The organism is Bradyrhizobium sp. LA6.8 (genome assembly GCF_040547935.1).
Classification (GTDB): Bacteria; Pseudomonadota; Alphaproteobacteria; order Rhizobiales; family Xanthobacteraceae; genus Bradyrhizobium; species Bradyrhizobium barranii.
On sequence record NZ_JBEPQQ010000011.1, the window covers coordinates 235,519 to 247,704 of the forward strand.

The window sequence follows — 12,186 nt, forward strand, 5'->3', positions numbered from 1 at the left end:
GACCGAAACATCCGGCCGTGCTCAAAGTCATATCCCACTGGAATGCGGGCGACAAATCCGGGCGCAAAGGCCGAACGTTGCGATAGTGGTGTCGAACGTAGCAGCTTCATGGCTACGAGGTGCGGCGGCGGGCCAGTTGATGCAGCACCGTGTCGATGGTCGGGACCGCACCGGTCTCGCGGAGCCAATTGTCGGCCAGCTCCCTCAGTTCGCCCGGCGTCAAGCCGAACTTGCGGCGGAATGCGCGAATGAAGGTGGAATCGCTGCTGAAACGCATGCCGACGGCGAGGTCGATCAGCCGCGTGTCCTCCGCGGACGGCGATATCAGCTGGCGGAAAGCGAGATTGAGCCGCTGCTCCCTCACGTAGTGCGAGAGCCCGCCATCCGCCTCGAACAGCCGATAGAGGGTCGCGCGCGAGATCTGGAAGTGGCGGCACAACTCGTCTGCGGTGAGCGCGTCGGTCTCGAGATTGTCCGCGATGCGGCGCTTGATCATCGCAAGATAAAGATGCCGCTCGGCGCGTTCGACTCCGGCCGCAATGTCGGCGGTCCCGCCGGCGGCCGCGGCAACGATGTCGGCGATCGCTTCGATCGTGGCCTCGGCGCTGCCCGCCTCGGGCTCGGGTGGCAGCGTAAGCGCCGCGTAATGGCTGGCAAGCAGGCGCGTATGAGGATGGTTTGACGGCAGCAAGGTTGCCGTCGCCGAATCCGGATGAGCAAGCCGTGGTGCCAGCATGGCGCGTTGCAGGATGATCGCCATCAGGCGGGTACGACTGCCGCCGCCGCGCAACACCGTCCGGTTCGGCTGCGCCATGTCGATCAGGCAGATGGCGCCGGGCCCCATCGTCACCTCGCGCCGGCCCGAGCTGAACCGCATCTCGCCTTCGACACACAAGGTGATCTGAAAGTGGTCCATCGCACCGCGGGCGACGTGCGCGGGCGTCCGGTCGTATTCCTGATCGGTCGCGCGCGTATCGACCAGCAACGCATTGCTGGTCATCATCGTCACGGTGGTGACATGGAAGTCGTCCTCCGTGGTGAGCGGAACGACATCGCAGATGTCGGCCGTCATGGCGCGCAACTGTCTCAGCGCGTCCACCCCGCGCCCCGGGATGTCCGCCGGCATGGTCTCGTTCACGGCCGTCTCGTCTGCATTGCCCCACGATGAGGCCGTACCCGCATGGACCCGATCGAAGAAGTCCGGCGGTCCCCCAACATCGCCTCGGGATGTAGCCATTCGGAAATCAGTGCGCAAGCGATGGTGGGCAGGATTTGGCGCGCGCCGATGTGCCGCATGTGCACACCGCGTTAGCCGCGCTTGCCAGCTACGCAGGAAGGGCGGCGTTCGCTACGTCTGGCAGGATTCGTCACGCGCTCTTCGCGGGCCAGGGCACGACCTGTCCCGACATCACCATACGGTCGCGGCCGCTGTCCTTGGCGGCGTAGAGCGCGCGGTCGGCGCCGGCGACCAACGTGTTGCAGTCCAGCGCGGTCTGAGATGGAAGGCTTGTCGCAGCGCCGGTGCTTGCCGTAACCAGCCGGGAGGGCGGATTCTGCGCATGCAGCATGGCGAGGTCGTGCAGTGCCTGGCGAATCCCTTCGCCGACTTCGGCGCAACCATCCGGGCCGGTGTTCGGCAACAGAACGGCGAATTCCTCGCCGCCGTAGCGCGCCGCGAGGTCAGCCGGGCGCCTGGCCTGAGCGGACAGGATCCGGCCGAGTGCGCGCAGGCATCCGTCGCCCGCCTGATGTCCGTAATGATCGTTGAATTTCTTGAACTGATCGACGTCGATCAACAGGAGCGAGATCTGCGTGCCGTCGCGCCGGGCGCGCGCCCATTCCTCCGCGAGGCGTTCGTCGAACGCGCGGCGGTTGGCAAGGCCGGTCAGGCCATCGGTGGTCGCGAGCGATGCCAGTTTGTCCTGCAAGTCCTTCTGCTCGGTCATGTCGCGCACGACCGCGACGACACCGTCGACTTCGCCGCTGTCGGAGGCTCGGGTCACGTGCAAGGCCGCCTCGGCCCAGATATCGCCCTTGTCGCGATGGCGCTGGCGATAGACGAACCGCGCTTCCTCGGCCTCGCCGTTCTTCAGCGCTGCGATGGCCTGCTCGACCCGCTCCATGTCGTCCGCGTGGATCCCGGCCACCGCCGACGTGCCGAGCAGCTCCTCGGGAGACCAGCCGATGATGCGCACGCACGAGGGCGAGACGTAGAGCAGCCGGTTATCCAGCCCGATCCGGGATACCATGTCGCTGGATTGCTCGGCGAGCAGGCGAAAATGGGCTTCATTCGCGACCAGGGCCTGCGCCATTCGCTGCCGCTGCCAGAGCTGGCGGACCAGGTAGAAGCCGATCACCGCGATCAGCGCGACGAGGCCGAGCACAAAGGCCGTGCGTACGGCTGCCGCGCGCCGCCAGGGCGCCAGCACGTCGTCCTGCGACTTGCTCGCCAGCACCATCAGCGGATAGCGGCTGCTGCGCTGGTAGTAGCTCAGCCGCTGCACGCCATCGAGCGGCGACTTGAAATAGTAGACCGCCGCCGCCGGACGGCTTTTCCATTCCCTGAACAGCGGCGCATTGGAGAGGTCGCGCCCGATGAAGGCGCCGCTCTCGTCGTGGCTGCGCGCCAGCATGATACCGGCGTCGTTGAGCAGCGATGCCGAGCCGTTCGACCCGACGTCGAAGCGCTCGTAGAATTTCGCGAAATAGGCGACGTCGATCGTGAGCAGCGCGACGCCGGCAAAGCTGCCGTCGGGGTGGTTGATCCGGCGTGACGCGGTGATGATCCACTGGCCGCCGGCGCGGCTCTTGATGGGCCGGCCGATCAGCGTGTCCTTCGCCAGGGAATCTCGGTGCTGCCGGAAATATTCGCGGTCGCTGTTGTTGAGCTTGGAGAAGTCGACAGGCTCGGTCGTGGCAAGCCATCGGCCGGTCTCGTCATAGACGAAGATGCCGCGGATGCGGTCCGATGATTTGCGGGTCGGCAGGTAAGTCTGGAGCTTCGCGATCGTGTCCGGGCCGGTCCCGTCGAGTTCGAGGCGATGGACCAGTCCGACCAGGATCGTATCGGCAAGCTCGAACGTGTCGTCCGCGTGCTGGACCAGGGAATGCGCGAGGTTGGCGACGTCGATCTCGGCATTCCTGAGATCGGCGTTGTGCGTTTCCCATTCGCGCCAGACGCTCAAGCCGAGGATCGCCACGCAGATCAGCACGACGAATCCCGCCGCCCAGAGCGGAAGGCGCGTCTTGCCGAGCTCGCGGTCCGTGACCATCGGCTTGCTCCAAATCGGAGCGAACCTCTCACTTTGGTCTTAACGGCCTGTTGCAACTTCCGCGATGATTTTGCGCGTCCGTAGTCAGCCAGAGGAGATCGTCGATATTTTGATCGACTCTCATCGTCGGATGTTAACCACGCCGCCGCGGCATGATGTTTCGCGCGGCGTCTGCCGCGTCAGTCCATCAGCGTGAAGCCGACGCGCAGCGTCACCTGGTAGTGGCGGACGGCGCCATTCTCGATGTGACCGCGTGTCTGCACCACCTCGAACCATTTCATTTCGCGAACGGTCTTGGCGGCGCGGCTGATCGCGTTCTTGATCGCATCCTCGATGGAGGTCTCGGATGATCCGACCAGCTCCAGGATCTTGTAGACGTGATCCGTCTCGGCTGTGGGCATGGTACGTCTCCCTCGTTTGCGTTGCGGCACCACCGCCACCCGCTCCCATTTGAACGGGTACCGGCGTTCCCGGTTCCATCGTCCGCCATGGCCCGCATGCGCCAGCCGAGGTGGAGTGCGCCGCACCCGCCTGCTAAGCGCTGTCCATGGATTCGGCGCGGCGCGATAGGACGATCGGCTCTCTCTGCCTCGGTGTGACCGCGTTCGGCTGGGCGCTGAACTGGCCATTGATGAAGCTGCTGCTCCAGCAATGGCCGCCGCTGTTCGCGCGCGGGCTGGCCGGCGTCTGCGCCTCGCTCATTCTCGGCGCGCTGGCACTGAGCCGGAAGGAATCCTTCGCCGTTCCGCGCGAGGCGATTCCGCGGCTGTTGTTTGCGACCCTCACCAACGTCCTTGCCTGGATGGGGCTCGGCACGGTCGCGATGAAATATGTGACCGTGAGCGAGGGGGCTCTGCTCGCCTATACGATGCCGATCTGGGCCATGCTGTTCGCCTGGCCGGCGCTGGGTACGCGGCCGACCATGCGGGATATTTCGGGTCTCGTCCTCGGTGTCGCCGGCGTCGCGCTGCTCCTCGGCGGCCATGGCTTTGCGTTCGGCGCCGACAAGCTGCTCGGCATCGCGCTCGCACTGCTCTGCGCCATCCTGTTCGCGCTCGGCAATGTGCTCAACCGCAAGCCGCTGCCGATGCCGCCGCTCGTGGTCGTTGCCTGGCAGGTTGGGCTCGGCTGCGCCACGATGCTGATCCTCGGCATCCTGTTCGAGCATCCCGACATCACCGCGATCACCCCGCTGGGACTCGGCTGCTTCGTCTATATGACGCTGGTGCCGATGGGCGTCTGCTACGTCACCTGGTTCGAGACGTTGCGCCGCCTGCCGCCGACCTCGGCCTCGACCGGCATGCTGATCGTCCCCGTGATCGGCGTCGTCTCCGCCGCGATCATCCTGGGCGAGCCGCTCGGCCTGCGCGAATGGGCGGCGATGGCGCTCACGCTCGGCGGCGTGACACTGGCGTTGCAGCGGGCCTAGAGGCGTTACTCCGCGGCCTGCGACAGGATGGGCGCCGGCTGCGTCCCGCGCCAGAGCAGCCGCAGCAGCAGGACCAGGAGCGCCATCAGGGCGAAGCCGCCCAGGGCCGGCGCGAAATGTTGGTCGGGATCGGCCTTCTGCCCGAATTGCACGGCGAGCCGCCCCGACTGCAACAGCCCATAGGCTCCGGCGAACAGGATCAGCCCGTATATGACGCTCCGCTCGCGCGGGCTCGCCATTCTGGCGAGATCGGGCAGCATCAGGGCCAAACCGATCCCGACCATCGGCAGATCGTAATCATACGCATAGGGGCTGATCATCACGGATACCATCACGGCGGCACCGAGCGTGAAGGCCGGTGAAGCGCCCCGCGCCGCACCGAGAAGGACGGCGAACAAGGCCAGCCCGGCCACGGCCGTCTGTCCCCAGAAGGCGGCGCTTGCGGGAAGGCCGGCCTTGTACAGCGCCGCATAGCTCGAGATCATGCGGAAGAGCGGGTAGAAGCCCTGCTCGAGATAGCCCGCCGATTCCCGGATCGCTCCGAGCCACGCGAACCAGATCTGCCACCCGAAGAGCAGCGTGCAGAGCAGTGAGCTCGCCAATACGACGGCCGCGGCCGTTCCGAGCGCAATCCAGCGCCGCGTCACCAGCAGATAGACGCCGGCGGCAATCGCCAGGTGCGGCTTGATCACCATGGCGCCGAGCGCGAGGCCCGCCAACAGCTGCCGCCGCTCCACGTTGAGGCAGACCAGTCCGATCAGCGCCCCCGTCAGAAAGCCGTTCTGCCCGCAGCCGATGGTGATCGCCATTGCCGGAAACAGGATCGCCAGCACCTGCGCGAAATTCCGGCCGGCGATCGCCCGGAGCGTCACGAGATAGAGCGCAAGTGTCGCGGCGGTGAACAGGAGATAGCCGACGCCGACCGGCAGGAATGCGAACGGCGCGAGCAGGAGGTCGTATTGCGGCGGATAGGTCCAGGGCATGAAGCCGGTGGCGCCGCCGGCGGCCTCCATCTGCATCTTCAGCAGGGCATCGAAATGATAGACCTGGTCGAGATCGCCGCGCCAGACGTGCTGCGCGACGATGTGGAAGGCATCGAAATCGGCGAGCTCGCGATCCGTCCAGCCGCCGAAGCGTGCGAACCAGAAGGCCTTGAACACGGCGATCGACGCCAGCGCCGCGAGCACGAAGCGGACATAGGCAGTCCGCTTCGACGGCGAGGACTGAACCGCTTCCAGCGTCTCGGCAAACATGAGCGACGACCTTGGACCTGTTGGATCGGCGGTTGGACGGGCAGGGCCGCGGATCCCGGCCAAACTGCCATCGGAGGCTTAAGGGACGGTAACGAATACGGAAGGATTTGGCGCCGGCGCCTCTCCGGCGGAGCTGGGGCGCGCGGAACTGGGCCCGGTTGACCGCCGATCTTGCGCCCGGGATGATGCGATTCCCGGCCGACCTGAATGCGATGTCGAGATGACCTTTTCGAAATCGCCCGCCCGCACCGATGGCCGTGCTTGCCCGCTCGAAGACGGGCGAGCTAACCTGCGCATATTCTGCCAAATTTTCTGCCAAGTTCGATGTGCGGTGATGATCGACAGTTGGACGAAGGGCGCTCTGGTTGCGATCGGCCTGTCTGCCGTGCCCGCGCCGGGCGTCGCGCAGGACGATCTCGATGCTGCGCCCGGCACGATGACGCTGCAAGTGACCACCGATCCCTCCATGATCGAGTGCCGCAAGCTTGAGACGGTCAATCCCGCCTCGCTCGCCTTCCTGCCGCTGCGCCGGACTTTCAACGATGACTTTGACGAGCATCCGCTTGTGACAGGTCGCTGGGTGCCGCATTACGCCGGCGGCGCGGCGTGGCCGGAAGCGCGCTATTGGGGCGGTGACGGCTCCGACTTCAAGCGCAAGACCAGCGCCAATGGCGAGCAGCAGATCTATGTCGATCCGCGCTATTCGGGGCGTGCGGGGACGCCGCTTGGGCTCGATCCGTTCAAGGTGAAGGACGGTGTGCTCTCGATCGTCGCCAGCCGCACGCCGCCGGAACTGAAGTCCGTTCTGTTCAACAACGAGTACATCTCGGGGATCCTGACCACGCAGGGCACGTTCGCGCAGAAGCACGGCTATTTCGAAATCCGCGCCAAGGTGCCGGTCGGCCATGCGGTCTGGCCGGCGTTCTGGATGCTGGCGGACGACGGCGGCTGGCCGCCGGAGGTCGACGTGCTGGAAGGCCGCGGCGAACGACCCGGCGATCTCGTGATGACGACGCATTGGCGGATTCCGTCGACCCAGAAGATCCAGTCCTGCGGCTTTGACTATGCGGTCGGCGATGCCTCCAGCGTGTTCCACAATTACGGTGTGCTGTGGGAGGAGGATCGCCTGGTCTATTTCATCGACCGCAAGCCGGTCTCCGACATCAAGGTGCCGATCGGCTTCGACGATCCCATGTACATGATCGTCAATCTCGCGATCGGATCGAAGTTCTTTCTCGGCGTCGGTCCGGTCGATGCGGAATCGCCGCCCACGGTCGCATTCGAGATCGACCGGATTTCCGCCTATCAGATCGATATGGAGCAAGCTCGGAGATAGCGATGTCAGCTGATGTCTCGCGGCGCGATCTTGCGAAGCTCGCGGGGCTCGCCGCGCTTGGTGCAGCGGCGGGCGCCAAGGCTGCGGATAACAAGGCTGCGGATAACAAGGCTGCAGATAATGAGACGCCCGCACCGGCCGATCGCCACGCGCCCTTTCCCAAGGATTTTCTGTGGGGCACGGCAACCTCGTCCTACCAGATCGAGGGCGCCGTCGACGAGGACGGCCGCGGCCAATCGATCTGGGATGTCTTCAGCCACACGCCCGGCAAGATCGAGGACGGCTCGACCGGCGACCGCGCCAACGAGCACTATCACCGCTACAAGAACGACGTCGCGTTGATTAGGGCGCTCGGCGTCAAGGCCTACCGCTTCTCGATTGCGTGGCCGCGGGTGTTTCCGGATGGATCGGGCCAACCCAATCCGAAGGGGCTCGATTTCTACAACCGGCTCGTCGACGAGCTGCTCGCGAACGGCATCGAGCCCTACGCCACGCTCTATCACTGGGACCTGCCGCAGGCGCTCCAGGACCGCGTCGGCGGCTGGCAGTCGAGCGACACGTCGAAGGCCTTTGCAGATTACGCCGCCTATGTCGCCGCGCGCCTGACCGATCGCGTCAAAACCATCTTCACCGTGAACGAGGTCGGGCGCTTCGTGAATTTCGGCTATGGCTGGGGCATCGACGCGCCCGGCCTCAAGCTGCCGGCGGCGCAGCTCAACCAGGCGCGCCATCACGTCGCGCTGGCGCATGGGCTTGCCGTGCAGGCGATCCGCGCGTCGGGCCGCGCCGGCACCCGCGTCGGTGCCGCCGAAAACATCGCGGCCTGCGTGCCCGCGATCGCAACGCCGGAAAATATCCGCGCCGCCGAGATCGCGACGCGTGAGCTCAACGCCGGCTTTCTTGGCGTGGTGCTGGAGGGCAAGTACACCGACGGCTTCCTCGCCTATGCCGGGGCGGATGCGCCGAAATTCACTCCTGACGAGTTGAAGATCATCGGCACGCCGAACGATTTCGTCGGGCTTAACATCTACGCGCCGCAATACTACGTCACGGCCTCCGATCGCGCGTCGGGCTTCCGCGTGCTGCCGTTCCCAACCTCGTTCCCGCACATGAACTCGGAATGGCTGCGGGTCGGTCCTGAGGTGATCTACTGGGCTCCGCGTCTCGCCGCAAAAATCTGGAACATCGAGACCATCTATATCAGCGAGAACGGCACCTCGTCCGAGGACAAGATTTCCGCCGACGGCCAGGTCTACGATCTCGACCGCATCATGTTCCTGCGCAACTACCTGACCCAGATGCAGCGTGCGATCGCCGAGGGCGTGCCGATTCGCGGCTATTTCCTGTGGAGCCTGATGGACAATTTCGAGTGGATCTACGGCTACGGCAAGCGCTTCGGCCTCTACCGGGTCGACTTCGAGACGCAGGCGAGGTTACCGAAGCTGAGCGCGGCGTTCTATCGCGACGTGGTGGCAAGGAACGCGATCGGGGTGTGAGCTGGACGCCTAGCCCCCGCTACTCTCTGGCCCACAATAGACCCGCGCCACGGCGCCGTTCGTTTCTCCTTGAAGCGCGCATCGCGGCCGCTCCGTTGCAATCGAAACAAAGATCCCGCGATTGGAAACATTCCCGTAGTGCGGTCCACGCACAGAAAGGTGGTGAATCGAACCAAAGGAATAAGTATGAGCCGTCATTTTGGGCAACGCGCGGTTGTCATCGGAGCGGGGATTGGAGGATTGTCTGCCGCCGGTGCGCTTTCTTCCGCCTTCCAGGAAGTCGTCATTCTCGAACGCGATGTCCTGCCGGCTTCGATCATGTCCCGCGCCGGCGTTCCCCAGGATCGGCATCCGCATCTTCTTCTGGCCGGTGGGCTGCAGGCCCTCGACTCCCTTTTCCCGGGTTTCGCGCAGGATCTTGCCGCCGCCGGTGCAGTTCCCGTGAATGTCTTCAAGGACGTCCAGTACGAGCGGCCAGATGTCGGCGCGCTGCCAAGGCGCGACTGCGGGACGTCGCTGCTGTGTGGCTCGCGGCCGCTGATCGAGCATACGCTGCGCCGAAAGGTGACTGCGATCGCCAATGTCAAAGTGCAGTCGCAGAGCCGCGTGACGGAGATTGTGCCGGCTGCAACCCGGCCGATGGTGAAGTTCGAGAACGACGCAGGCGTTGGTGCGGCGATCGAGGCGGATCTCGTGGTGGACGCATCCGGCCGCGGCGCGCCGACGCTCGGCCTGCTCGATGTGCTTGGCTGGGAGCGGCCGCAGGAGACCGTCGTGGGCGTCGACATCAGCTACACCACCGCGGTTCTGCGGCCGGGGCGAACCTCGTTCGACTGGCAAAATCTGGTCACGTTGCCCGATCCCGCCACGTCGGCGACAGCCGGCTTGATCATTCCCCTCGAAGGCGGGCGCTGGTTTACATCGATCTCCCATCACGGCGCGACGAATCGCCCCGGCACGTGGGAGGACTATCTTGCGGCTGCGCGCCAATTGAAGACGCCGGCGATCTACAACGCAGTCTACAAGCTCTTGCCACCCGGAGGCCTCCGGCATTTCGTGTTTGACGCGAGCCGCTGGCGGCATTTTGAACGGCTCAAGCGGCTGCCGCGCGGGATTCTCCCCGTGGCGGACTCGCTGTGCCGGTTCAATCCGGTCTACGGGCAGGGCATGACGGTCGCCGCGCGAGAGGCAAAGTTGCTGCGCGAGATCCTGGATCGCGTCGCCGGGGAGGCGGACCCGATCGAGGCCCTCCAGGCTGGGTTCATGTCCGAAGTGGGCGCGCTGCTTCAGGCACCCTGGAACATGGGCGTGAACGCTGACTTCGCCTATCCAACCACACGGGGCCAGCGCCCGGAGCGGTACGAGGAAAGCCGGCAGTTCGAGGCGGCTCTATTCCGGGCCGTCGTGGCCGATCCGGTGGTCCAGCGCGCGTTCTCGGATGTCGTGCAACTCATGGAGCCGTTCGACCTGATCAATTCGCCCGATATCCGCCAACGAATCGAGGCTCATTCGCTGGCGCAGAATGCGTGACGTTCGATGAAACGAACCGAGGACCCGACGGGTCCTCGTTCTTTTGATCTGAGCAGGTCGCACGAAAGGCCAGGCGCGTAGCGCCGACCCTACGGATCCAGCTCCGTATCCCAGTAGAGATAATCCAGCCAGCTATCGTGCAGATAGTTCGGCGGGAACAGGCGGCCGTTGCGGTGGAGCTGGTGCACGGTCGGCGCGAACGCGCTCTGGCGCGGAAACATCTTTGCCTGCGCCGGCGTCAGATTGCCCTTGCGCAGATTGCAGGGCGAGCATGCCGCGACCACGTTCTCCCAGGTGGTCTGGCCGCCTTTGCTGCGCGGGACGATGTGGTCGAAGGTGAGGTCTTCGGGCGAGCCGCAATATTGGCAGGCGAAACGATCGCGCAGGAAGACGTTGAACCGGGTGAACGCGGGATGCGTGGTCGGCTTGACGAAGGATTTGAGCGAGACGACGCTCGGCAGCTGCATTTGCAGCGTGGGACTGTGAACCGCCTGATCGTAATGCGCGACGATGTTGACGCGGTCGAGGAACACCGCCTTGATCGCGTCCTGCCACGACCAGAGAGACAGCGGGTAGTAACTCAGCGGCCGGAAGTCCGCATTCAGCACCAACACCGGCCAACTGCCTTGCGAGACATGTGCGTTCAAGTAACGCTCCCGGCCTCCAATGTACGCTGCGAAGCAGCATGTACTGACATACTACATGCAGCGTGACGGGATTGTGAAGCCCGCTGAGCGACTTATTCAGATGCAAGCAATGCGGCGGCGGGGTGGCAAAGCGCTCAAAACCGCCGTGATTTGGGGGGCGAGGACGACGCCGGGGGGAGGCAGGGTCGACCCGACAGCGCATCGCGGCCTCGCCCGCCCAACTATTCCCGCACCCGCTCCAGCTTCTGCAAGCACCGCGTCGCGCGCACCACGGCCGGCATCTCCTGGTCCGGAAAACTCGTCTTCCAGTCGGTGACGCCGACCTCGCCGACATAGATGTCGCCCTTCGAATCCAGCGCGATGCCGTGCGGAGCCAGGAATTTTCCGCTGGCGACACCCGGCCCTTCCTCACCGCCGAGCCGCGCGATGCGTTTGCCTTGCGCGTCCACGATCGAAAGCCTCGGGCCGAGATTGGGCACCTTGCGGTTGACGGCGAGGCCCGGGCCGAGCTCGCCGATTACGAATGTCGGGTTCTTGCCGCCACCACAGCAGCAGAGTGCGCAGGGCCGGTGCAGGTTGTTCCACTGCGTCTCGTACTTGCCCTCGCCATCGAACACCTGCACGCGATGGTTCTCGCGGTCGGCGACATAGACAAAACCGTCGGCGTCGGCGGCGATGTTGTGCACGATGTTGAACTGGCCGGGGTCGGTGCCGGGCTCGCCCCAGCTCCTGAGCAGCTTGCCGTCCGGCGTGAACTTGTGCACGCGCGCATTGCCATAGCCGTCGGAGACGTAGATCTCGCCCTTCGGCGACAGCGCGGTGTGGGTGCATCGATGGAACGGCTCGCCGCTCATGAACGGCGACGGCTTCTCGGGGATGCCGATCGTCAGCAGCACCTTGCCGTCGGTGGTGCATTTGCGCACGGTGTGGTCGCCGTCATCGGTGCAATAGAGATTGTCGTCGGCATCGATGTGCAGGCCGTGCGCGCGGGAGAACAGGCCTTCGCCCCAGCTCCGGAGGAAATTGCCCTCGCGATCCAGCACCACCATCGGATGGGCCCCGCGGTTGAAGACGTAGACGCGGTCCTTGCTGTCGACGGCGACCGAGGCGACGTCGGTCAGTGTCCAGCCGTCGGGCAGCTTCGCAAAATTGTCGACGACGCGGTAGCGGTGCTCGCCGGTGCCGAGAATGGCAGGCATTTGTTTTTCCTCTTCTTCGTTTCA

General features: G+C 65.0%; 10 protein-coding genes. 4 read left to right on the forward strand and 6 right to left on the reverse strand.

All coding sequences use genetic code 11. The annotated features are described in order from the left end of the window. Window positions 1-112 precede the first annotated feature (112 nt). The 3 genes from ABIA90_RS38875 to ABIA90_RS38885 all read right to left on the reverse strand — a co-directional run bounded on the left by ABIA90_RS38875 (window position 113) and on the right by ABIA90_RS38885 (window position 3,673). Window positions 113-1,138 (reverse strand): helix-turn-helix domain-containing protein, encoded by a 1,026-nt coding sequence (locus ABIA90_RS38875; RefSeq protein WP_354121500.1) that lies wholly within the window; start codon window positions 1,136-1,138, stop codon window positions 113-115. A 229-nt stretch (window positions 1,139-1,367) separates the two neighbouring features. Continuing rightward, the gene (locus ABIA90_RS38880) at window positions 1,368-3,272 is read right to left on the reverse strand and encodes a sensor domain-containing diguanylate cyclase (protein ID WP_354121501.1); all 1,905 of its coding nucleotides are present in this window, start codon (window positions 3,270-3,272) and stop codon (window positions 1,368-1,370) included. A gap of 179 nt (window positions 3,273-3,451) precedes the next feature. Next, window positions 3,452-3,673 (reverse strand): dodecin, encoded by a 222-nt coding sequence (locus ABIA90_RS38885; RefSeq protein WP_063985811.1) that lies wholly within the window; start codon window positions 3,671-3,673, stop codon window positions 3,452-3,454. A gap of 146 nt (window positions 3,674-3,819) precedes the next feature. Here ABIA90_RS38885 and ABIA90_RS38890 point away from each other — a divergent pair, with 146 nt between their 5' ends. Continuing rightward, a complete protein-coding gene (locus ABIA90_RS38890; protein WP_354121502.1) occupies window positions 3,820-4,701 on the forward strand; it encodes a DMT family transporter in 882 nt (293 codons plus the stop codon). 5 nt (window positions 4,702-4,706) lie between these two features. On the opposite strand, the gene ABIA90_RS38895 is transcribed toward ABIA90_RS38890, so the two are convergent. Next, a complete protein-coding gene (locus tag ABIA90_RS38895; protein ID WP_354121503.1) occupies window positions 4,707-5,954 on the reverse strand; it encodes a glycosyltransferase family 87 protein in 1,248 nt (415 codons plus the stop codon). Window positions 5,955-6,288: 334 nt separating this feature from the next. Here ABIA90_RS38895 and ABIA90_RS38900 point away from each other — a divergent pair, with 334 nt between their 5' ends. From ABIA90_RS38900 to ABIA90_RS38910, 3 genes are all read left to right on the forward strand, one after another. Beyond that, window positions 6,289-7,290 (forward strand): glycoside hydrolase family 16 protein, encoded by a 1,002-nt coding sequence (locus ABIA90_RS38900; protein WP_354121504.1) that lies wholly within the window; start codon window positions 6,289-6,291, stop codon window positions 7,288-7,290. A 2-nt stretch (window positions 7,291-7,292) separates the two neighbouring features. Further along, window positions 7,293-8,786 carry a GH1 family beta-glucosidase gene (locus ABIA90_RS38905; protein WP_354121505.1) on the forward strand — a complete coding sequence of 498 codons (1,494 nt, stop codon included), beginning with the start codon at window positions 7,293-7,295 and terminating at the stop codon, window positions 8,784-8,786. A 240-nt stretch (window positions 8,787-9,026) separates the two neighbouring features. Further along, on the forward strand, window positions 9,027-10,316 hold the full coding sequence (locus tag ABIA90_RS38910) for an NAD(P)/FAD-dependent oxidoreductase (protein ID WP_354121506.1): 1,290 nt from the start codon (window positions 9,027-9,029) through the stop codon (window positions 10,314-10,316). An 89-nt stretch (window positions 10,317-10,405) separates the two neighbouring features. Here ABIA90_RS38910 and ABIA90_RS38915 read toward each other — a convergent pair whose 3' ends face one another. Both ABIA90_RS38915 and ABIA90_RS38920 read right to left on the reverse strand, forming a co-directional pair. Next, the gene (locus ABIA90_RS38915; protein WP_063985805.1) at window positions 10,406-10,963 is read right to left on the reverse strand and encodes an HNH endonuclease; all 558 of its coding nucleotides are present in this window, start codon (window positions 10,961-10,963) and stop codon (window positions 10,406-10,408) included. 221 nt (window positions 10,964-11,184) lie between these two features. Continuing rightward, window positions 11,185-12,162, reverse strand: coding sequence for a peptidyl-alpha-hydroxyglycine alpha-amidating lyase family protein (locus ABIA90_RS38920; protein WP_354121507.1), 978 nt, complete (start codon window positions 12,160-12,162; stop codon window positions 11,185-11,187). Window positions 12,163-12,186 lie beyond the last annotated feature (24 nt).

What these genes read in the sequence shown, in the direction of transcription:
- ABIA90_RS38880 (WP_354121501.1), bottom strand. Translation starts at nt 3,272, where the DNA reads ATGGTCACGGACCGCGAGCTCGGCAAGACGCGCCTTCCGCTCTGGGCG.
- ABIA90_RS38885 (WP_063985811.1), bottom strand. Translation starts at nt 3,673, where the DNA reads ATGCCCACAGCCGAGACGGATCACGTCTACAAGATCCTGGAGCTGGTC.
- ABIA90_RS38890 (WP_354121502.1), top strand. Translation starts at nt 3,820, where the DNA reads ATGGATTCGGCGCGGCGCGATAGGACGATCGGCTCTCTCTGCCTCGGT.
- ABIA90_RS38895 (WP_354121503.1), bottom strand. Translation starts at nt 5,954, where the DNA reads ATGTTTGCCGAGACGCTGGAAGCGGTTCAGTCCTCGCCGTCGAAGCGG.
- ABIA90_RS38900 (WP_354121504.1), top strand. Translation starts at nt 6,289, where the DNA reads ATGATCGACAGTTGGACGAAGGGCGCTCTGGTTGCGATCGGCCTGTCT.
- ABIA90_RS38905 (WP_354121505.1), top strand. Translation starts at nt 7,293, where the DNA reads ATGTCAGCTGATGTCTCGCGGCGCGATCTTGCGAAGCTCGCGGGGCTC.
- ABIA90_RS38920 (WP_354121507.1), bottom strand. Translation starts at nt 12,162, where the DNA reads ATGCCTGCCATTCTCGGCACCGGCGAGCACCGCTACCGCGTCGTCGAC.